Annotated in this window: 22 protein-coding genes; 6 read left to right on the top strand and 16 right to left on the bottom strand. The window is 33.1% G+C overall.

The window, feature by feature from the left end; all coding sequences use genetic code 11:
- Positions 1–76: 76 nt before the first annotated feature.
- Positions 77–1,321, top strand: coding sequence for a hypothetical protein (locus D1606_RS10380; protein ID WP_119415945.1), 1,245 nt, complete (start codon positions 77–79; stop codon positions 1,319–1,321).
- An 86-nt stretch (positions 1,322–1,407) separates the two neighbouring features.
- On the opposite strand, the gene D1606_RS10375 is transcribed toward D1606_RS10380, so the two are convergent.
- The 3 genes from D1606_RS10375 to D1606_RS19205 all read right to left on the bottom strand — a co-directional run bounded on the left by D1606_RS10375 (position 1,408) and on the right by D1606_RS19205 (position 3,801).
- Positions 1,408–2,520: an amidohydrolase gene (locus D1606_RS10375; protein ID WP_119415944.1), complete on the bottom strand. Its 1,113-nt coding sequence runs from the start codon at positions 2,518–2,520 to the stop codon at positions 1,408–1,410.
- 61 nt (positions 2,521–2,581) lie between these two features.
- Positions 2,582–3,517, bottom strand: a complete 936-nt coding sequence (locus D1606_RS10370) for an IS30 family transposase (RefSeq protein ID WP_119415943.1) — start codon at positions 3,515–3,517, stop codon at positions 2,582–2,584.
- 149 nt (positions 3,518–3,666) lie between these two features.
- Positions 3,667–3,801, bottom strand: a complete 135-nt coding sequence (locus tag D1606_RS19205; protein ID WP_255416312.1) for a hypothetical protein — start codon at positions 3,799–3,801, stop codon at positions 3,667–3,669.
- Between the two features lie 144 nt (positions 3,802–3,945).
- Here D1606_RS19205 and D1606_RS10365 point away from each other — a divergent pair, with 144 nt between their 5' ends.
- Positions 3,946–4,200, top strand: coding sequence for a hypothetical protein (locus D1606_RS10365; RefSeq protein WP_119415942.1), 255 nt, complete (start codon positions 3,946–3,948; stop codon positions 4,198–4,200).
- A gap of 87 nt (positions 4,201–4,287) precedes the next feature.
- On the opposite strand, the gene mprF is transcribed toward D1606_RS10365, so the two are convergent.
- The 4 genes from mprF to D1606_RS10345 all read right to left on the bottom strand — a co-directional run bounded on the left by mprF (position 4,288) and on the right by D1606_RS10345 (position 10,336).
- Positions 4,288–6,867 carry a bifunctional lysylphosphatidylglycerol flippase/synthetase MprF gene (mprF, locus tag D1606_RS10360; protein WP_119415941.1) on the bottom strand — a complete coding sequence of 860 codons (2,580 nt, stop codon included), beginning with the start codon at positions 6,865–6,867 and terminating at the stop codon, positions 4,288–4,290.
- 195 nt (positions 6,868–7,062) lie between these two features.
- Positions 7,063–7,857 (bottom strand): LysM peptidoglycan-binding and 3D domain-containing protein, encoded by a 795-nt coding sequence (locus D1606_RS10355; protein WP_119415940.1) that lies wholly within the window; start codon positions 7,855–7,857, stop codon positions 7,063–7,065.
- 532 nt (positions 7,858–8,389) lie between these two features.
- Positions 8,390–8,758 carry a helix-turn-helix domain-containing protein gene (locus D1606_RS10350; protein ID WP_119415939.1) on the bottom strand — a complete coding sequence of 123 codons (369 nt, stop codon included), beginning with the start codon at positions 8,756–8,758 and terminating at the stop codon, positions 8,390–8,392.
- Between the two features lie 459 nt (positions 8,759–9,217).
- On the bottom strand, positions 9,218–10,336 hold the full coding sequence (locus D1606_RS10345; RefSeq protein WP_233548073.1) for a sensor histidine kinase: 1,119 nt from the start codon (positions 10,334–10,336) through the stop codon (positions 9,218–9,220).
- A gap of 161 nt (positions 10,337–10,497) precedes the next feature.
- Here D1606_RS10345 and D1606_RS10340 point away from each other — a divergent pair, with 161 nt between their 5' ends.
- The gene (locus D1606_RS10340) at positions 10,498–11,298 is read left to right on the top strand and encodes an HAD family hydrolase (protein WP_119415938.1); all 801 of its coding nucleotides are present in this window, start codon (positions 10,498–10,500) and stop codon (positions 11,296–11,298) included.
- Between the two features lie 177 nt (positions 11,299–11,475).
- Entirely contained in the window at positions 11,476–11,979 is a 504-nt protein-coding gene (locus tag D1606_RS10335; RefSeq protein WP_119415937.1) for a ferritin, read from the top strand.
- Between the two features lie 57 nt (positions 11,980–12,036).
- On the opposite strand, the gene D1606_RS10330 is transcribed toward D1606_RS10335, so the two are convergent.
- Complete coding sequence (locus tag D1606_RS10330; protein WP_119415936.1) at positions 12,037–12,513, bottom strand: hypothetical protein; 477 nt, start codon at positions 12,511–12,513, stop codon at positions 12,037–12,039.
- A 119-nt stretch (positions 12,514–12,632) separates the two neighbouring features.
- Here D1606_RS10330 and pbp4 point away from each other — a divergent pair, with 119 nt between their 5' ends.
- Positions 12,633–14,630: a penicillin-binding protein PBP4(5) gene (pbp4, locus tag D1606_RS10325; RefSeq protein WP_233548072.1), complete on the top strand. Its 1,998-nt coding sequence runs from the start codon at positions 12,633–12,635 to the stop codon at positions 14,628–14,630.
- A gap of 77 nt (positions 14,631–14,707) precedes the next feature.
- Here pbp4 and D1606_RS10320 read toward each other — a convergent pair whose 3' ends face one another.
- Entirely contained in the window at positions 14,708–15,145 is a 438-nt protein-coding gene (locus tag D1606_RS10320; protein WP_119415935.1) for a hypothetical protein, read from the bottom strand.
- A gap of 252 nt (positions 15,146–15,397) precedes the next feature.
- On the opposite strand from D1606_RS10320, the gene D1606_RS10315 reads away from it, so the two are divergent.
- Positions 15,398–16,039 (top strand): YfbR-like 5'-deoxynucleotidase, encoded by a 642-nt coding sequence (locus D1606_RS10315; RefSeq protein WP_119415934.1) that lies wholly within the window; start codon positions 15,398–15,400, stop codon positions 16,037–16,039.
- A gap of 79 nt (positions 16,040–16,118) precedes the next feature.
- On the opposite strand, the gene D1606_RS10310 is transcribed toward D1606_RS10315, so the two are convergent.
- The 7 genes from D1606_RS10310 to D1606_RS10280 form a co-directional block, all read right to left on the bottom strand.
- Positions 16,119–16,610, bottom strand: a complete 492-nt coding sequence (locus tag D1606_RS10310) for a flavin reductase family protein (protein ID WP_119415933.1) — start codon at positions 16,608–16,610, stop codon at positions 16,119–16,121.
- Positions 16,611–16,749: 139 nt separating this feature from the next.
- Positions 16,750–17,031: a glutaredoxin family protein gene (locus D1606_RS10305; RefSeq protein ID WP_119415932.1), complete on the bottom strand. Its 282-nt coding sequence runs from the start codon at positions 17,029–17,031 to the stop codon at positions 16,750–16,752.
- A gap of 58 nt (positions 17,032–17,089) precedes the next feature.
- Positions 17,090–17,608 (bottom strand): GNAT family N-acetyltransferase, encoded by a 519-nt coding sequence (locus tag D1606_RS10300; protein WP_119415931.1) that lies wholly within the window; start codon positions 17,606–17,608, stop codon positions 17,090–17,092.
- A 41-nt stretch (positions 17,609–17,649) separates the two neighbouring features.
- Positions 17,650–18,357, bottom strand: coding sequence for an amino acid ABC transporter permease (locus D1606_RS10295; RefSeq protein ID WP_119415930.1), 708 nt, complete (start codon positions 18,355–18,357; stop codon positions 17,650–17,652).
- A gap of 14 nt (positions 18,358–18,371) precedes the next feature.
- Positions 18,372–19,076, bottom strand: coding sequence for an amino acid ABC transporter permease (locus tag D1606_RS10290; RefSeq protein ID WP_119415929.1), 705 nt, complete (start codon positions 19,074–19,076; stop codon positions 18,372–18,374).
- 34 nt (positions 19,077–19,110) lie between these two features.
- Positions 19,111–19,920, bottom strand: a complete 810-nt coding sequence (locus tag D1606_RS10285; protein ID WP_199670728.1) for a transporter substrate-binding domain-containing protein — start codon at positions 19,918–19,920, stop codon at positions 19,111–19,113.
- 127 nt (positions 19,921–20,047) lie between these two features.
- Complete coding sequence (locus tag D1606_RS10280; protein ID WP_119415927.1) at positions 20,048–20,800, bottom strand: amino acid ABC transporter ATP-binding protein; 753 nt, start codon at positions 20,798–20,800, stop codon at positions 20,048–20,050.
- Positions 20,801–20,804 lie beyond the last annotated feature (4 nt).

Here is a 20,804-nt window from a genome sequence, read left to right as displayed (position 1 = left end):
TTTAGAAATTCTCTTGATATAGTTGTCGTTAAATGGTCGCTAATAGCGATTAAAAAATAGTTAAGGAGTCGTCATAATGCCTACAAAAATTGCAGTCATTAGCTCTCTTGCTTTTAAGGATCGTTTAATAAGTATCTCACAAGAAGTTGAGAATATCCAATTAGAATTTTATATCTATAACACCCCAGATGAAACCCCAAAATTAATGAAAACGATTAAACCTTGTGATGTATTATTATTTTCCGGTACGCTGCCATATTTATACGCAAAACCACTATTAACGAACTGGCCGATACCATGGACATACTTAAAACAAGATGAATTTGCTATATCAACATCCATTTTATCCGTTTTAGCAAAACATCATATACAACTTTCTCAATTATCGATTGATGTTATTAACTCTAAGCACGTTAAAAATGTTTTGGATGATATAGAATACAATGGATCACAGCCATTTGTACAAGAAATTCACATTGAAGAACACTTTAATATGATCTATCAGCGGCATAGAAAACTATGGGATGAAGGCAAGATTAGATTTGTTATTACAAGTATTCATAGTATCTATGATGCACTGATTGCGGAAGGTATCCCTGCAATGCGTATGCATGATTCTAATAGTTCCATTATCCATCGTTTAGAAGAGACAAAAGTATTATCTAAAATGACTAAATCCGAGTCTGCAAAAGCAGTTGTTGGTATTCTAGAGTTTTCTGAATCAAATGAAGATGAGCAGCTTATATTACAAAAAGTTGTCACAGCTACACATGCATCCTATCAAAAAATGGACACTAATCATTTTGAATTATTCACCACTTTCGGTCACATTCAAAATGCTTTTCAACATAACTTATTAGAATCTACTTTTAACATAACACAGTACCCGATAAAGTTAACATTTGGTTATGGAGAATCTATATTAGAGGCACAAGAAAATGCAAAAAGGGCATTGGATTTTGCATTACCTAATGCCATCTACATTATGAGTGAAAACAAAGAACTACAAGGACCATTTCCAAACCAGCCTATAGTTCTTTCCTTACAAACAAAGGATCCATATGTGTTACAAATGGCAAAAGAAACAAAATTGAGTCCCCTCAATATTTCAAAAATCATGGCTTTTAGCGTTTCAAGACAATCTTTACAATTTACAGCAGTAGATTTAGCAAAATACTTACAAGTCACACGAAGATCTACAGAAAGAATATTAAAAAAGCTAGTTGAACACGGCTACGCAAAAGTAGTTGGCGAAGAAATGTCTTACCAACAAGGTAGACCTCGTGCTATATATGAACTTAATTTTTCTACTTATCACTAAATATTTTTAGAATTGAAAAAAGGGCTAAATCCATTTAATGGACAGCCCATTCTTCCTTATATAAAACTCAAACTCATTCACTTTTGCTAATCATCACTATGAGATTTAGGATTTTTAGCTAGTACAGCAGCTAATACTTTAGAAGCATCAAGCAAAGCTTCATGACTAAATGTCATTTTCGGATGGTGTAATCCTGGAGCTAAATTTGCACCAATTCCAATCATCGTAGCTTTTAGTTCTGGCTTTTTAACCGTATAGAAATGGAAATCATCACTTCCAGGCGTAATAACATGTGGTGCTAAATGATCTTTTCCTAAAGTTTCAATAATCGCTTCTTCCGCCATTTTAGCCGCTTCTTCTGAAACTTCAGCACCTGGTGTATAATCTACCCATTTCCAATTCATATCAATATTAAATTGTTTTTCAATCGCCTTTAAGCCTTCTTCAATTTTTCCTTGTATCACATCTAAAACACTATTTTTTTGTGCACGAATGTCCATTGTAAAGCTTGCTGTACCTGGAATAATATTCATACTTCCACCGTCTGCTACAATTTTCGTTAGCTTCGCAGAATGTGGTTCAAATGGTGATACATAGATACTTTTAATCATTTGTTGAATCGCTACAACAACATCAATCGAATTTTGGCCTTGATGAGGACGTGCACCATGCGCATCTGTACCATGAATCTCTCCCTCGAGGAAAATAGCTGATCCATGATGTATGGCGGGTGATACTTGTCCTAATTTAAGCTCTTCAATCGGACGTAAATGCACACCAAATAGATGAGATACACCATCTACTGCACCATGTTCGAATGCTGCAACCGCTCCATTTCCCATTTCTTCAGCAGGTTGGAAGATAAATCGTACCTTGTGCTGTAATGGTTGATCTTTTAAACGCAATAATGCCCCAAGTACCATAGACATATTACCATCATGTCCACATGAATGATTAGCTCTCCATTTTCCGTCTACTTCTTGCCACAGTGCATCGATATCAGCACGAACGGCTACAGTTTCTCTGCCTTCACCTATTTCAGCAACCAGACCTGGTACATCACCAAATAATCTATAGGAGATATGTAAGTTATCTAATATACTCGCAATTTTCTTTGTCGTTTCATGTTCTTTCCAACTAATCTCTGGATGTTCATGAAAATAATTAAACCAATTTAATATTTGTTCATCAATCGTCATTTTTTACACCTCATTTGTACCATATTACTTCAATTTATGTTTTTTTCCAAATGATACTTTGTCAAATTAAGTGCAACAGTTCTTCCTCAAAGGCCTCGTGTGCAGTTTTCCAACCAAGGCATTTTCTTGGTCGATTATTAATGAGTTGAAGTGCTTGGTTCATCTCATCTGGGGTAACGTGATCGAAATTTGTTTTCTTAGGGAAGAATTCACGAAGTAAGCCGTTCCCATTTTCGTTACTGCCACGTTGCCATGATGAATAAGCATCTGCAAAATAAATCTGGATATTTAATTCTCTTTCCAGTACGTTGTAACAGCTAAATTCTTTTCCTCGATCTGTTGTGGCTGTTTGAATTGCTCCTTGAGGTAACTGTTGATGCAATAATTTAACGGCTGTTTCCATTGAATTTGAAGAACGGTCTGGAATTAATATGCCTGTATACCAACGTGTTTTACGTTCAATAAATGTAGCGACACAGCCTTTTGCTTGTCCACGTCCGGAAACAACGGTATCTAACTCCCAATGACCGAATGTTTCACGTTTACGAACTTCTTTTGGACGTTTTGAAATCGGTGTACCAATATTAAAGCGACCTCTTGTTTCACGCGGTTTTTGACGTTTCCCTTTTTGGCGAAGTACAGCAAGAGGCATTTCTAATAAGCCGTTGTAAATCCAACGATAGATGCTTTTAAAACTCAGCTTACCTTGATACAAGCGGCCGACGATCTGTTCTGGTGACCAAGTTTCACCCAACTTTTCTTGAACAGCTTCTTTTAGTTCTGGTGTTAGTTTTAACTTCGCACCACAATTAGATTTATTACTTTGATAACGAGCTTGAGCTTCTTCAGCTGTACAATTTACATGACGTTTTAATTCACGTGAAATTGTAGAAGGACTTCTTTTTAGGCATTTTGCAGTTTCCCTAATTGAATATCCTAATTCTATATAAGTTTCTATTTTTGAACGCTCAGATATGGTAAGATGTTGATAGCTCATAACGATTCCTCCTCAGATGTTTGTGTGGTAACTAACATTTTACACGAGGACGTTATGGGCTTCTTTTATTTTGACTTACAAGTGTTGCACTTAATATTACAATTCATCAAATACAAAAAAACACAGCCATTATTGGGCTGTATTTTTGTTTATAACTCTGTATAAAATCCTTCTGGATATTGTTCACTTTCATACGGTTGTTCCAATTCTTCACCAGTAAATTCACTTGAAGATAACTCATATTCTTCATCCAACAAATACGTTTCAAATTTCGAAGGTTTCATGGCAGCACTCCTTTTAATTGAATATTCTGATTATTTAATAATAATAATAATATATGATTATTAAAGATAATTCAACTAAATTGAAACTTTTTATTTATAACTGAGTATATATATTTAAAATCAAATTTTTAGGGGTGATTAATCATGCTATTTGTCGTTTTGATTGTAGCCATTGCTATTACAGGAGAAGTTATTAAGACAATTGTCCAGAACAAAAATAAACGCTTAGAAATTGAACACAAAATTTTAAAAGAGGAAATTAAATTAGAGGAAATCAAGCAAAAAAACTATATGTTAGAAACAGAGAAACTCCGTTTAGAGTTAAAACAGGTCCAAAATAATTCCCCCACTAAAGCTGAACTTTTAGGTTTTAAACAAATTGAACCTGACCGAGAGTGAGAACTGCTCCCCGCTTCCACTCATTTTAAATAAAATGAAAAGGACAAAGAGAGAACTTATTATGAATGCCTCTCTTTGTTGTTCCAACTAAGATTTCCTTGAATTTTTTGCTTCTGAAACTTTCTCCCTCATGGATGAATATTTATTATCTCCTATTAACATCATAATTTGTAAAATTGTAAATGGAAGTGAAGATTTTTTTCGATAAGCAAGATATTTTGGTTGCCATTCATTAGCAAACTTCTCTTTAAAATTTTGAACCCCTTGAAAATTATAATATTCTTGCCCATCGACTATTATTTGCGTTGCAATCTTTTCACTAATCCCTGCAAACTTGGAAACTCCTACATGTGATAGAGGTGTTATTCCTACATTTAAACGTTCAAACCCTCTAACTTCAGATGCTTGGATAATATTAAAGAATAAATAATCCATCGTATCATCTGATGAAAAATCTTTCTTACATCGAATTAGGTCAATTTTAACTGTACGTTCTTCATCATATAATGGAATCAAATTAGCAAAGGCAATAATTTCGAAATTATTATTTTTCAAAATAGCTAAAGGTGTAAATTGTAAATAATCTTTATCAAAATAACCGATTGAAAATCCTTTTTCTTTTCGATGGTCAAGCCATTCATCCGAAATACTTTGCAATTGGCTCATAATTTCAGCTGAGTATGGTGGTTGCATGATTTCACATGTGAATCCTTCTTTTAGAAGGTTCGAATTTACTCTCTTGTATTCTTCCATTACTTTTCTCGACTGTCTGAATTTCTTTAGATTGATATATCCTTCTTCACCCATCTTGAAAAAGCGATAACCATATCCGTGCAAGCATGAAACAAACTGGTCACTAATTTCATAGAAAATTGGTGTATATCCGTAATCATCTGCATACTTCATAAATTCCTCGATTGCTTTATTAAAATCCTCTTTCGCACCGACCAGATCACCTAAGACTACTAATTTATCGGCAATAATCTGATATGGGAATAGAACCGTCTTATTCTTATTCCAATAGATATATTTATCGTGAAGAAATATTAAATGGGATAACTCCTTTCCTCCATATTTATTTAGATGAAGGAAAATCTTCTCTTCATATGCTAATGAAGATATCTTTGTAAACTGAGTAATCTTACGTAGTGAAACTTCCAACACAACCACAAATGCAACGACAATAAGACCCATAAATGCACTTTTAAATAAATCACTCGAATCCGTAGTTAAAAATGGTCTTAGCTTCTCTGGAATAGTATACTTCATCGATGGATTTACAAAAAAGCCTATCAAGATATACAGCAATAAAATGACGAAGATGATTGCCGTATTTAAAATACTCCTCCCCCAAGTCACGACGTAACTTTCCCGATAAAATCGGCGGCGAGATAAATACAAAAGCCCTGCTACAAATAACATAAATAACGCTTGCTTGTACTGAACACCTTTAATAATAAAAAGTGCTGAAGCAAATAGTAAGACAAAAACTGTCATCCTATATGAATTTTTATCTTTATAAGATATTCCATTTGATAATGCAAGCAACACAAATCCCGTAGCAACCGCTAATTGATGTGAGATATTGATAATTGGAAATGCCATTAATTCTTTTGCATATTGAATACGTTCAATTGCACCAGGTGCGACGGAAGATAATAGAAGTATTAATCCTGCTAAGAACACAAGGGCAGTTGCTAAAATATGGCTCGTTTTTTCTAAAAAGAAACGAGGAATAGCATTCAATCCTACATTAAATTTCGCCCATAACTCGCGGATGAAAAGAGCGAGCCCTGCTAAAAAAGGGACCACATAATAACCAACCCTATAAAATAATAAAAGTACCAAAATAGACTCTTCAGGTATTTGTAAACTTTGTGCTCCCCATATAAATACCAAATCAAAAGAACCAAGACCTCCAGGAATCATACTAACAATTCCTGCACAAGAAGCAACGATAAAAATTGGAATTAGATTTTCGATACTGATTGATATATGGAGCGAATATACTAAAATCATCATAAATGTAAATGCGCCAAGCCATTCTAATATCGAAACACCTAATAATCCCAAATCACTTAACAAACGACGATTAGTAGTTGTTTTTCTAAACAATTGAATAAACGCCTTTACAATTAAAAACGGGACATACAAACCAATAACAACAGCTGCAACAACTAAAATCCGATGTTCTGCAAACATCGGAAAATCCCAGTAGAATATTGGCAAAACCCAAGTAAATAAAGAAATACCCGCTAGGTAAAATAATGTAACTGATGTGATGGTTTTAAAAAATGAAGCACTATCTACTTCTTCTTTTTTAAAATAGTGTGTACGTAGTAAGACTCCGATAAGTCCTCCAAACCCAATTAAATTTGAAAAAGAATTAATGATTAATGATTCCTTCATCAAGCGTCGTAAAGATCTTTTTAGCTTTAATTTTTTAATTATAAAATAATCGTAAAAAAACATTGGAAACACTAGCACTAATGAGAGTAAAGCAATTAATGCAACTGTTCTGACATCTAAGGATTCTAACTTATTTGCAATTTCTTTCCCATTCGCATTCCCTAAAATTTTACCAATTTCATGTATTGCAAAAATCATCAGCAAAATTGGTAAAATGACTTTTAACCATTGAAAAATCTTTGTTTTATTGATTTTCATCCATACATCCACCTAAATTTTATCTTCATACTCTCTACTATACATATAAGATACAATTTATGCAGTTCTTATTACTTCTAACTAGGAATTTTTATGATTAAGATCATTTTAAATAGATTCTTAAACATAAAAAATACGCCATTAATGTTAACTTCATTAATAGCGTATTTCGTATGATTCGTAAACTATTATCGATTAATTTAAAACTTTAATTGTTACTGTGCGTACTCCCCAGCTTTTTGCTTGACTGTTATTTGGCATTAGTAAGTCGATTTTATGACCTTTAATCGCTCCACCTGTATCTCCAGCAATAGCTGTACCGTATCCTTCAACCCATACTTTTGAGCCTAATGGAATAATTCTAGGATCTACCGCAATAACTTTCATGTTCGGATTAGCTTTTACATTAATCCCTGTTGCTGTTACACCTGAGCACCCTGCACAATATGGTGTATATGCTGTTGCTGTAACCGTCAATGTTTTACCAGCAGATTGTGGTGCCGCTTGGTTTGTAGATGTATTTGTTTTTGTCAGTTGTTGTTTAGATGTACTTTGTTTCTCTTCAGTTTGGGTATTAGCTGGTGTTTGTGTTTGCTTAGTCGAAACAGAAGCAACATTATTATTATTTGAATCTCCTGTTAAAACAAGCTTTTGACCTGTATAGATTAGATCACTATTAAGATTATTATAAGATTTTAAATCATGGACAGATATACCTGCTTTACTAGCAATCTTAAATAATGTATCGCCTTTATGAATTGTATATGTTTTAGCCTCTTGGCTAGTTTCTAGTTGTTGTGATGGAACAATTACATCTGAATTTAAATTGTTCATTTCTTTTAAATCTTCTACTGATACTTTTTCATCTTGAGAAATACCCCAAAGTGTATCTCCTTTTTCCACTTTGTAACTAGCAGCATCTGCTTGTGTTGATATTGCTGCAGTTCCAAGTGCGAAAACACCCGCTAGTGCAATTAAATATTTTTTCATCGTTTAAAAACGACCTCCTTTGTACTAACACGACTAACTTTACCATCGTCACATGTCATTATGATTTCTAATCGATGTATGCACTGTAACAATCGTGTTACATTCTTTGCCAATTTTCTGATATTTTATACATCATTATTGATATTTTTTTAGATTGAATTTTAATAGCTATTGATATGACTAGGTTCATCTTACATTGGAATTAATTTACAAAAGATTTTAATATTTCACCTTTTTTATACAAATAAAGAAATTGTTACACTTAAATTCCTCTATTTTTTATTTATAAAAAGGAAAATCAGCTGAATATAAGAGGGAAAACGACTTTTTCTACATTGAAATATTACAAATATAAATGAATAAAATGTAATTATTGTTTTATTGAGGAAATTTTTAAGAATGGAAACTAGTATTATCTTATTTCATACTGAAAAGATTATGGCGTAAAAACATGAAAAAGAGGTTAGGACTCTTGAGCCCCAACCTCTTTATAAGTTCTAAATTATGGATAATCCTTGATTTAAACCTTTCCCTATAACGAAACTTCTTTTTGCATCGCCTTTACCTCAGCTAACGTATAAAGTTCCCATAAGTCTTTTTTATCCAATTCATGTAATAATATATTCAAATCATTTAAAATAACATTTCTTTTTTTCGGAAACTCCTTTTCCCCTTTTAAAGGTGTCTCGTCAATCATATTTAATAGTAGCTCATCAGCAGAGACACGTAGAATTTTGCTTAATTTTACGATCCAGCTGGCAGAAGGAACGCTTTCACCCATCTCCCAACTCTTTATACGACTTGCTGATGTACCAATTGCCTTTCCTAATGACAGCATCGAATACCCATTTTGAATTCGTAATTCTTTTAGTTTTTCGCCAAAGTCTTGTGGATTAAACATTTGCCATCTCTCCCTTGTGTTAATCAGACTGATGTCAAGCGCTTACATTGTCTGAAATATTAGTCTCAAAATAGTAACCTTTTTAAATTCTATTTTCTAAGTAAAGAAAGTATCACAACTTTGTAAAACTACCCCTTTTAATTTCTTTCCTCAATAACATTGATACTTAAGGAACTATTTAGTTTAAACGTGTAGTATCTTTCCCATTTGAATCAAATATCATCCTTTACTTAAAAGAACGGCTACTAAAAAGATAAAAATTATTCGTTGTATTAACATTTCGACGTTAATTAGTTGAATCCTTTTCTTTTTTTGAAAATTTTATCTTTATAAGGAAAATGAAGTGTGAAAAATTCTATTTATTAGACAAGCTTTCTATATATAAAACTTTATTTAAAACAAAAAAGAGTGTCCAAAATTTATTTGAACAACTCTTAATGTAAATCAAAAAACCATTCTTTAATCATGAGTAATAACTATTGGTACGATGATTCTTACCGTCGTACCATTATCTTCGCTTACTTCTAATTCGCCATTTACAAACTCAACACGTTCCTTCATACCATTTAAACCATTGCTCGACATTCTTTTAGAACTCTTGGATATCCCTATTCCATTGTCACTTATGATCATTTCTATAAAATCAGCACTTTGTAATATAGAAATTTTACACTCAGTAGCTTGGCTATGTCGTACTACATTATTGACAGCCTCTTTTAAACACATACTCAATGAATTACTTAGTAATTTTGGAATACGATCGTACTGTGGATTTCCTTCCACCTTTAACTGAATATTGGCTGCTATTAATATTTGCTGAACATGAGTTATTTCCTCTTGTAGTTTCACATTTTTCATATTAGATACCATCTCACGTACTTCTTTTAAAGCAATACTAGATGTTTGCCGTATATCATGCAATTCACTAATTGCAGCTTCTGGATCTTTTTTCACTAATCGAACAGCCAGATCACTTTTTAGCCCAATCATCGAAAGCTTCTGTCCTAATGTATCATGTAAATCTCTAGCAATTCTTTGTCTTTCTTCATATACACTTAGTTCCGAAATACGAGCATTTGCTGTTTCTAGTGCCCCTTCAAGCTTTTTACTTTTACTTTCACTAAAAAGATAGAAAGGACCTAAAATAGCACTAAATAAGATGATAACAATTAAAGGAAGCTCTTGGATGAACAAATCTGTTTCGATAAAGAATCCACCAATGACAGATCCTACTGTCATCGCAATATGAAGACCATACATTATATAAAATCCTACTGTATGATGAATTTTCCCGATAGAGAATGCTGTAAAAAAGGCAAAAAATATATATCCAAACAATACTGTCATGACAGCATTGATCACCATTCCAAACGCAATCCACATATAAACAAGGCCATTTGTTGCACTATAGGCAAAGCGAAAACAGATTAAATACATGATTAAAATTGCAAGAGCAACTGACAGCGTAAGCCTTGATGCTGTATGGAAAATTAAATAAAACGGGATGAGACATAAGGCGACCCATGCTACCCAACTCATCACTGGATTTTTTGGAAAAACACTATACCATTTTGACACGTAAACTTTTCACCGCCTTTAGCTGCTCTCATTATATCAAAGAATATGCATTATTATATATATTGACCTTTCATCATAATGGATTGTTATTATTCCCTTTACATAATTATAATTTCCACTAAAATGGTTTATGTTAAAAACTTAACATTGGAGATGGCGAGATGGATTCAAAAGCAATTATTTTAGACCTAGATGGGACAACTTTGACAAGTAAAAAGACTGTCAATCCGTTATTAGTAGAATATTTACAGACACTTAGAAAACGTGGATTGCTTGTTCTTATTGCCACTGGGCGGACAATTTTCGAAATTAGAAAGATTCTTCCTAAAGAATTTAAAGTAGATGGAATTGTCGCATCAAATGGGATGAATATCTTTGATGCGTCAAAACAAATTATAAAAAAGGATATTCCTTCGAATACAGTTCAACAATTAATAGATCAATCGATTGAATTTGGAATTCACCATGAAATCTACCATCAAGATGGAACCGTTACTGCAATGAAAACACCTTTTCAATCGGAAACAACAAAGTTAAAATTACATAATTTCCGTAAATATATTGAATGGACATCATCTATCCATACCAATAATGTAGAAAAAATAATATTTTTTGATGACCATACTCCTCATGTAGCAAACTGGTTTGAAAACTTAAAGAGAATGCAAAAAAGTTTAGAATTTTCAGCAGCTCTATCATCCTCCCATTTAATAGATGTGAATGGAGCTGGAGCTAGTAAGGCCACTGGAACTACTTTACTATTATCCAAATTAAACATTGCATTTGACCATGTTATGGCTTTTGGCGATGGTGGTAACGATATTCCCCTCTTTAAAAAAGTAGGAAAAAGTATTGCTATGAAAAATGCCCGTAAAGAAGTTCAATTACATGCAGATGAAATTTCTAAATATACAAATGATGAGAATGGATTGTACCATCATCTCCATCAACTTTTCCATTAGACGTTAATCGACAAGATTATTTCTTGGGAAATGTTTTACGACAAAATCCCACCATATGCGTAATGTGACAAAATAAGTAACACATTGTTTAATTAATGAATACTTTGTTTTTTCAGTTGTATACTAGAATTGAAGTTAGGGTAGTCAACTTAATATAGATACTAGGGAGGAATTTTTATGTTATCTGAAACACTACACAATGCATTAAATGATCAAATGAACTTTGAATTCTATTCAGCTCATACTTACTTAGCTATGGCCGCTTATTGTACAAGTGAAAATTATGATGGCTTTGCAAATTTCTTTTTAGTACAAGCTGAAGAAGAGCGATTTCATGCGATGAAGTTTTATAACTTTATCAACGATTTAGGTTATCGGGCAACTATTCAAGGATTTGAAAGTCCAGAAAATAATTTCAGTTCTGTTTTGGAAGCATTTAAAGCTGCACTTCTACATGAAAAAGAAGTCACTCGCCGTATCTATGAGTTATCTGATATCGCATTAGATGAGCGTGAACATGCAACAATGGCATTCTTAAAATGGTTTATCGATGAACAAGTTGAAGAAGAATCTACTTTAGATACGATTATTCACAAATTCAAACGTATAGAAAATGACTCAAATGCCATTTTCATGTTAGACGCAGAGTTAGCTACTCGCACCTTTACTGCTCCAGAATAATTGATTATTAAAAAAGCTAGAGAATGGACTATTCTCTAGCTTTTTATATTGATTAATCTATAAGTTTCCCAACAATTTCTGCGTATTTTCAGATTGCTCAAGTATTTTATTTTGTTCAGTCCAATAAATCATATATGTTTTTCCTTTTGATTCGAACAAAAATGGTTTTAGCTTAGTAGAAATTGAATCATCCTTGTTTTTTAAGCACAATATCTCAACAGAATATAATACTTTGCTATTTATCTTATAAGTAATAATGTAGTCTGCCTTGTCCTTAAACAATTTACGATCCGCTTTGTCTAATTTGTCGATATGACTTAGTGGATATTTTTCTTTATACTGAGCCGAGTCGTTCTTAGTTGAGAAAATAACTTTATCAATTCTTTGATCTTTTACTTCAATTTGGTTAACTTCATCTTGTTTATTTATGATTGTGTTAATCTGTTGCTTTTGTTCTTTTTCTTTATATGCTCCCCACCCAAAAACAATAAGGACTATTGCCATTAGGATGAGTCCAATTCTCATTTTTTTCATATTAAATCCTCTTTCTTTTACAACCTCAGATTCTAATATTTATTTTACCATCAATAGTTGTTTCTAATATACTTTTCTTCATACTTGCTTGATAATAACGGTAAGGAGGGGAGTTTATCTTGAAAAGTAAACGATTACTAATCGGAATTATTATAGCTCTAATAGTCATTATTTGTGGGGGCGCATTTTATATGGCGCAACAAAAGGCTGAACAAAAGGCTGAAATTATGGTGGGGAAATTCACCAAAGTACTCATAGAGCAAAAATATGACCAACTGCCATCACTAGTTTCCAATGATTCATTAAAAAAATACAATTACAACAAACAATCCTTGGTCGACAAATATACGAATATTTTCAATGGTATTGGCGCTGAAAAAATAAAAATTAGCAATATGACTATTTCTAAAATAAAAAATGGGCAATATCAATTTTCATACAAGCTTAACCTAACAACTTCTCTTGGAAAAATGCCCACCCTTTCGTATAAAGGAAAGGTCATTAAAGAAGGTAAGGATTATGCGATTGATTGGAATCCCAACTTAGTATTTCCTAGTATGGATGCAACAGATAAGATTTCTTTCTCTGAAGAAGATGCTATTCGTGGGAAAATTCTCGATAAAAGTGGGAACGAACTAGCAACGAATGCAGAATTTCGCCAAGCTGGAATTATACCAAAAGAACTTGGTAAAGGTGATAAAAAGGAAAAGAATATAAAAGCTATCGCCAAACAATTTGATATGACGGTGGAAGAAATTGAAGCAAAACTTAATCAAAGTTGGGTAAAGGAAGATTTGTTTGTTCCTTTAAAAGTAATCGATAACGAACAAGTAAAGAAAATAACAGCTGTTCAATATCAAGCAGTAGATATTCGTTATTACCCACTCGGAGAAGCTGCTTCTACAATGATTGGCTATACTGGAAAAGTGACAGCAGAAGATTTGAAAAAAGATTCTACACTCTCTAGTGATGCTGTTATTGGAAAAAGTGGTTTGGAAAGAGCCTATGATAAAGAATTGCGTGGAAAAAATGGTGGTAAAATTTCTTTAATCGACAAAGACGGTAAAGTAAAAGAAGTTTTATTGGAAAGCTATCGTGAAGATGGTAAAGATATTCAGCTTACGATTGATGCGAAATCACAATTACAAGCATATGATGCACTTGAAAATGCAACAGGAGCTTCTGTCATTATGCAACCAAAAACAGGCGAATTATTAGCACTAGTAAGCAAACCATCTTATGACCCAAACAAAATGATTCGCGGTATTTCACAAAAAGATTATGAGTCCTATATGAACGATGAACGAAAACCGTTTGCCAATCGCTTTACGCAACGTTATGCACCTGGCTCAACATTAAAAACGGTCACTGCAAGTGTTGCACTAGATGCAGGTACACTAACGCCTGACAAAACTCGTAAGATTAGTGGACTGAAGTGGCAAAAAGATAAGGCATGGGGAAATTATTATGTAACACGTGTTTCCAATGTTCCACAAGTGAATTTAGAAAAGGCTTTTGTCTATTCTGATAATATTTTCTTTGCACAAACTGGACTTGATATGGGTGAAGATGTATTGCGTAAAGGCTTCAATCAATTTATCTTTGGTGAAAAATTAGACTTACCATTTACAATGGAACCAGCTCAAATTTCAAACAAAAATCAATTCCAATCACAAATTCTATTAGCCGATACAGCTTATGGACAAGGGCAAGTTTTAATGTCCCCTATTCAACAAGCTGTAACGTATAGCGCTTTTGCAAGTAATGGTAAAGTCGTTTATGCACATCTTTTAAAAGATGCCAAAACAAAAACAAAAGATGCTATCAGCTCTAAATCTGCTACAATTGTTAAAAAGTCAATGATGCAAGTTATCCAAAATCCAAACGGAACTGCTCATAATTTAAACGGTATCAGCCCTACGTTAGCTGCTAAAACAGGAACAGCTGAACTAAAGCAAACGCAAGGTACTGAAGGCACAGAAAATAGCTTTGTTGTTGCTTTCGATACGAAAAAGGGTCATGAATTTTTAGTATTATCCCTCGTGGAAGATCATAAAAAGGTAGGCAAAACAGCTACTGAGCTTGTAAAACCTGTCATTGAAGAATTAGAAAAATAATCAAAAAGGATACTTAATGCTTATAAAAACACATTAAGTATCCTTTTTATTTTAGTTGTAACAAACACCATCGACTATCACCAAATTGGCGGCTTGGTAACCATGAACCAAAGCATGATTAATAGTAACAAGGTGTATATATACACGGCTTTCCTTAATTTATTTACAAAGTATTCTTTGTTGTATTGTGGTGTGTTAAACGTTCTCATAGTTGGTTTAAATGCTCTCGCTAAAAATACAATTGATGCGATTAGTAAGGTAAAGGTCAACACGATAAATGGTGAAGTAATCGGATAACCACCCTGCCATAAAATATAAAGACCCGATAATATTAAAATATGGCCAGCATGCTTTACAACTTGAATAGCAAGAGAGAATGTTGTAACAAATGCAGTCATTTCATCGTGATTTTCAGAAATCCGCATTTTCTTTAGCATTGGAATGAGGACAAAAAACGGTCCAATAGATAATACAGCACTGATTACATGTATAAATAATACTGTTGAATAGAGCATTGATAAGCTTCCTTTTACGTATATTTCTTACTTTAACAATATAGGAAATGCGATATACAAGCAATCGACAAATAAGTGAATTAGGATTTGTAAATCCAAAGTAAAGATAGCTTGTGTTCTTTGTAAAAAGGCAGTCTGAGAACAAAATGTATTATATAATACACCTATCAAGAAGATATTAGTGGACAGCCTAGTCACATTCTTGATAAAGTAGCATACAATAGATAAAAGTATTTAAAGGAGAGGATTTTTATAGGTATTCATAAATTTTTTACAAGTTTAAATGATTTAGAGCGTATTATTCGTTGCCCTGGTCGCTTCAAATTTGAAGAACATAATGTGGCCGCACACTCTTGGAAAGTCTCACAATACGCTATGTTTTTTGGAACCATTGAAGAAATGAACGGCTCGATTATTGATTGGAAATCGCTATATGAAAAAACGATTAACCATGATTTTGCAGAAGTATTTATCGGTGATATTAAAACACCCGTAAAGCATGCGTCACCTGAGCTAAAGCAAATGATTTCTCATGTAGAAGAAAAAATGATGGAGAAATTCATTTTTAACGAAATTCCTGAAGAATTTCAAGAAGTCTTCTTTGATCGTATGAAAGAAGGAAAAGACGCAACGATTGAAGGGCGCTTATTAGAATTTGCAGATAAACTGGATCTTTTCTATGAGGCATTTGCAGAGCTAAAACGAGGCAATTCCGACAAAGAGTTCGTCAGTATGTATCAAGAGGCATTAAAGAAATTACTTGTTATTCCGCTACCTTCGAGTGTGAATTACTTTAAAAACACTATTTTAGCAGATGTCATAACGGAAAAAACACCCGTTGATATTACTGCATTGACTAAAGAAGTTTTAACTGAAGCTAAGCCTTCCAAATAAGGCAATGCTTTTTTATTTTACCCAAAAATAAACCACAAACAACCCAATCACTTAGTTGTTTGCAGTTTACCCTACCCATTTAAGTTGCTTGATAGAATGTTTTAGGAATTCCTCCTACACTCCTTTGATGATAAAGTAACGGTGCCTTATCAGCATTCACAATTCGATGAACTTTCCCTATCAAAATAACATGATCCCCAGCTTCTATTTCTTGAACGGTTTCACATTCTAATACTGACGCTACATTTGCTAAAATTGGCAATTGGCTTTCTGAACGTTGCCATTCACATTGTCCGAAGCGATTTACTTCCCTACTTGAGAAAAGGAAGCAAAGCTTTTCTTGATCACTTGCCAAAATATTGACTGCAAATTTCTTACTATTAGTAAAATCAGATAAGGACTTCGATCTTTTATCAATCGACCAAAGAATTAACAATGGATCTAATGACACAGAAGCAAACGAATTAACCGTTAAACCAACTGGATTATTCTCTTGATTAACGGTGGTCACAACCGTTACACCTGTTGGATAATTTCCTAATGCTTTCTTAAAATCATCTTGTTGAGTCATTCAAAGATCTTCCCTTCTAGGGTTTATTCTATAATATTAGAATATCCTCTTTACAATACATTTTTCTTAAAATTATAAATATTGAATAAATTTGTCCCGTTATAGACTAATTTTCCCGTCCAAAACGCTAACTTAAACATCACACTTGTTGTTGGATAACTTTATTTACTTTGTTTAACGCTTCTTGTAAATGTTCAATTCCCACTTCCGTTACGCCTTGATATTGATCGTTGACTCCAAGTTCAACAACTGGAACATGACGAACGCCATATTTTATATCTAGAATATCTCTTAATTCATCGTGATTTGTTACATCAATCACTTGGTAATCTAAATTTTGCTCTGATAAATACTCTTTTACCTCTTTGCAATAACTGCATCCATCTTTTGCCCACACTACTATTGATAATTCTTGTGCCATTTAAAAATTCCTCCATTCAAAAAAAGTTTTTATTATCGAAAACAAACTTAGATAAGTACTAGATGCTTTCTATGTCAAATCGATAACATTTGACTAAAAAGTCGTATTTTAAAAATTCTTTTTCTTGATCCCGTTGAAAACCTAATCCTTCATATAAACGAATTGCATCCGACATTTTATCTGTTGTATGCAAATAGAGACTGGTAGCTCCAAGTTGTTTTGCATAGTCAATACTTTCTGCTAAGAGTTTTCTTGCTATTCCCTTTCCCCTTGCTGATGGATGTACACCCAATAAGCGTACGATCGGCGCATGGATTTCTATTTCTGGTCGTCCATATGCCATTTCAGATGAAAGGAAAAGCTGTAACGTTCCTAAAACTTCGTCACCACTTTTTGCTACTAATACTCGGTCTAAATTTGGATTATCCAATGATTCTTTAATTTCGCCAATATATGTGTAGTAATCTTCTATGTTCGTATAACTATTTTTAAACTGTTCATAGCTGGCAACTAGAACGTTGCGTGTAGCCTCTTTATCTTCTTCAGATAATAGACCAATTGTAATAACTTCCCCCATGAAGCCCCCTCCTTTTCCGATATATATTGTTATTATCAAACTCAAAACGCATTTCTACTATAAGATTTCGCTTTCTTTTCCATGAAATATAATAAAGCTTCAATTATCAAAGTAATTACCCAATAAATAATACCTGCAGCTATAAAAGCCTCTAAGAATTTCAAATTCTTTGAAGCTACTATATTAGCAGCACCCGTGATTTCCTTTTGAGAAACGAGAAATGCAATGGACGTTGTATGCAAAAATCCAATAATAAGATTTGTTATATTCGGGACAGATTGAGCTAATGCCTGTGGTAATACAATTCTTTTTACAACCTGAAATGTATTCATCCCTATTGTATAAGCTGCTTCAATTTGACCTTTTGAAACACTTGAAATACCAGAACGTATAATTTCAGACAAGTAAGATCCTGCTGTCAGGGTTAATGCTGTGATAACAAATAATACAATTGGTACATTATTGGATTGGAATGGCAAATTGAATACCTTGATGAGGTAATCCAAGAGAATAGGAAATCCAAAATAAATCACCATAATGTGCATAATTGCAGGTGTTCCTCTAAAAAATGAGACATAGAAATTAGCAATTTGACTTAAAAACTTTATATTATATGCTCTTATCAAAGCCACAGCTAAACCTATTAGAAAACCTATGACAATCGGTACAAATGTTAAAACTAAAGTTAAAGGAACTGCCTTTAGAATTTCCTTAAAGGCAACCCATATAAATGAATAGTCAATAGTCATACTATTCCCCCTTACTAAATAGAAGAGATTCCATGAGGTTGATAGCGATTAAAATATCTCTCAGAAATTTTAAATATTTTTTCAAATACCAGCACGATTACATAATATACAATCGATAATGATATATATACCTCTAACGCATGGGCTGTCGAAGAGATTAGAGTTTCACCTCTACCCATCATATCCATCACACCAATAGTGAAAGCTAACGAAGTATCCTTTAGAGAGCCAATAATTGAATTGGCCATGTTAGGAAATGCAATTCGAATAGCTTGTGGTAAAACAATTCTAAAAAAACTTTGGAGAGGTTTCATACCAATTGAATAGGCTGCTTCAGTCTGTCCAATGTCAATAGCTTGAATTGCACCACGGAAAATCTCTGCAAAAATAGCACCGTGGCTTAGTGAATACGTAATAATTACAAAATAGAGTGCATCCATTCTAGTAATATCGATATTCCATATACTTAAAAGCGCTGGTAACCCATAGTAAACAAGAAAAAGTTGAATTAGAATAGGTGTCCCTCTTATAAATGAAATGTACAACGTAACAATTTGTCTTACTATTGGAATATGAAAGAGCTTTGGTAAAGCTACAATTATTCCTATGATTGTTCCAAAAATCATTGAGAAAAATACAATTTCTAATGTAACACCTAAGTATTTTATTAACGTAGGAAGGAACTCAATGATTAAGATAGGATCAAATGCTTTACCCATTTACTTGCCTCCCTTTAGAGCTTACTCTATGATTTTAAAACTCAACTGAATAATCAGCACCAAGCCATTTTTTACTTAACTTACTAACAACCCCCTCGTTTTTCAACTCTTTTAGAGCTTCATCAATTCGATTGGAAAGAGTTGTTTCATCTTTATTTAATAAGAAATATACTTTATAATTTAATAATGCATCGCCAACAACCTTTTGTTGCGCATCTGCCTGCTTATTATTGAAATCTACTGCAAATGGAGTTGAAATAAGTGCATCAATTCTTCCTTTTTTCAATTGTTCATTGCTATCAGCTGAACTAGATCCATACACAATTTTTGCTCCTAAATTGTGTTTTTTATTGTAATCCTCAATAAATACGGCAGAATTACTCGTTGCTGTCACACTTACTTTTTTACCTTTTAAATCATTAATAGATTTTATATCACTGTTTTCCTTAAAAACAGTTACTTTTAGCGGGAATACATTATAGGGTTCTTTATTGAATAAGAACTTTTCCTGCCTTTCCTTATTGACTTCCATCTGATGTGCGATTAAATCAATTTTTTTTGTTTGTAAGCTTAATAACAGATTTGAGAACTCCATCGTTTTAAACTTAAATTTATATTCTGGAAGCTTTTTGTCGATTTCTCGTACAATTTCAACATCATAACCAGTCAACTTACCATTTTTATCGATAAAGCAAACATTTGGGAATTGTGTACCTGTTCCAACAACAATTGTTTGAACTTTGGAAGAACTCTCCTTTTCTTTTTCATCTGATTTTGCTTCAGAAGAGCATGCCCCTAATAAAGCAATTGAGGAAATCATAGCTGCGAACCAAAGTTTTTTAATATTTTTCATTTGTTTTGTCTCCTTATTTTTATTATCCCTGTAAGTTTACAAGGATATATTGTTGAAAAGTACTATATTTATCCGTATAAAAGAATCCTTGTAGTAGTAGTGTTAATTTTTCTAGATTTTATATGGAATAATCTAATTCAGGTGTCATTCGCTTTAAGAACTGTCTAGTTCGTTCTTCTTTTTGCTCTGTAAAAATTTGTTGTGGAATCCCTTCTTCAATTACAACACCGTTATCCATAAAAATAATTCTGTCAGATATTTCTCTAGCAAAATTCATCTCATGGGTCACAATAATCATTGTCTTTCCTTCTCGAGCAATTTTGGCAATAACCTCTAATACTTCCCCAACTAATTCAGGGTCAAGTGCCGAAGTTGGTTCATCAAATAAAATAACTTCTGGATTCAAGGCAAGTGCTCTTGCAATTCCAACACGTTGCTGTTGTCCTCCCGACAATTGACTGGGATATGCATCGATTTTATTTTTTAGCCCGACTTTCTGCAAAACTTCAAGCGCCTTTTCTTTAGCTTCGTTGACGCTCTTTTTTTGCACTACAACAAGTCCTTCCATTACATTTTGTAATACAGTTTTATGTTGGAATAAATTATAAGCTTGGAATACCATTGCAGACTTTTTTCTCAATTGATAGATGTCTTTTTTGTTTACTTTGTGTGCATTTATTAACACATCATCGATCACAATTTGGCCTTCATCAGGACTCTCTAAATAGTTAAGGCATCTTAAAAGTGTTGTTTTCCCTGAACCACTTGGCCCTAATATTGAGATAATTTCTCCTTTTTCAACATGCATATTGATTCCTTTTAGTACTTCATTATGCCCAAACTTCTTTTTTAGCCCTTCAATTTCGATCATAGTC

The organism is Rummeliibacillus sp. POC4, assembly GCF_003576525.1.
Classification (GTDB): Bacteria; Bacillota; Bacilli; order Bacillales_A; family Planococcaceae; genus Rummeliibacillus.
The sequence above is the reverse complement of the archived record's forward strand: the minus strand, read 5'-3'. Positions and strand labels throughout refer to the sequence as shown.

What these genes read in the sequence shown, in the direction of transcription:
- D1606_RS10380 (WP_119415945.1), top strand. Translation starts at nt 77, where the DNA reads ATGCCTACAAAAATTGCAGTCATTAGCTCTCTTGCTTTTAAGGATCGT.
- D1606_RS10375 (WP_119415944.1), bottom strand. Translation starts at nt 2,520, where the DNA reads ATGACGATTGATGAACAAATATTAAATTGGTTTAATTATTTTCATGAA.
- D1606_RS10370 (WP_119415943.1), bottom strand. Translation starts at nt 3,517, where the DNA reads ATGAGCTATCAACATCTTACCATATCTGAGCGTTCAAAAATAGAAACT.
- D1606_RS19205 (WP_255416312.1), bottom strand. Translation starts at nt 3,801, where the DNA reads ATGAAACCTTCGAAATTTGAAACGTATTTGTTGGATGAAGAATATGAG.
- D1606_RS10365 (WP_119415942.1), top strand. Translation starts at nt 3,946, where the DNA reads ATGCTATTTGTCGTTTTGATTGTAGCCATTGCTATTACAGGAGAAGTT.
- mprF (WP_119415941.1), bottom strand. Translation starts at nt 6,867, where the DNA reads ATGAAAATCAATAAAACAAAGATTTTTCAATGGTTAAAAGTCATTTTA.
- D1606_RS10355 (WP_119415940.1), bottom strand. Translation starts at nt 7,857, where the DNA reads ATGAAAAAATATTTAATTGCACTAGCGGGTGTTTTCGCACTTGGAACT.
- D1606_RS10350 (WP_119415939.1), bottom strand. Translation starts at nt 8,758, where the DNA reads ATGTTTAATCCACAAGACTTTGGCGAAAAACTAAAAGAATTACGAATT.
- D1606_RS10340 (WP_119415938.1), top strand. Translation starts at nt 10,498, where the DNA reads ATGGATTCAAAAGCAATTATTTTAGACCTAGATGGGACAACTTTGACA.
- D1606_RS10335 (WP_119415937.1), top strand. Translation starts at nt 11,476, where the DNA reads ATGTTATCTGAAACACTACACAATGCATTAAATGATCAAATGAACTTT.
- D1606_RS10330 (WP_119415936.1), bottom strand. Translation starts at nt 12,513, where the DNA reads ATGAAAAAAATGAGAATTGGACTCATCCTAATGGCAATAGTCCTTATT.
- D1606_RS10320 (WP_119415935.1), bottom strand. Translation starts at nt 15,145, where the DNA reads ATGCTCTATTCAACAGTATTATTTATACATGTAATCAGTGCTGTATTA.
- D1606_RS10310 (WP_119415933.1), bottom strand. Translation starts at nt 16,610, where the DNA reads ATGACTCAACAAGATGATTTTAAGAAAGCATTAGGAAATTATCCAACA.
- D1606_RS10305 (WP_119415932.1), bottom strand. Translation starts at nt 17,031, where the DNA reads ATGGCACAAGAATTATCAATAGTAGTGTGGGCAAAAGATGGATGCAGT.
- D1606_RS10300 (WP_119415931.1), bottom strand. Translation starts at nt 17,608, where the DNA reads ATGGGGGAAGTTATTACAATTGGTCTATTATCTGAAGAAGATAAAGAG.
- D1606_RS10295 (WP_119415930.1), bottom strand. Translation starts at nt 18,357, where the DNA reads ATGACTATTGACTATTCATTTATATGGGTTGCCTTTAAGGAAATTCTA.
- D1606_RS10290 (WP_119415929.1), bottom strand. Translation starts at nt 19,076, where the DNA reads ATGGGTAAAGCATTTGATCCTATCTTAATCATTGAGTTCCTTCCTACG.
- D1606_RS10280 (WP_119415927.1), bottom strand. Translation starts at nt 20,800, where the DNA reads ATGATCGAAATTGAAGGGCTAAAAAAGAAGTTTGGGCATAATGAAGTA.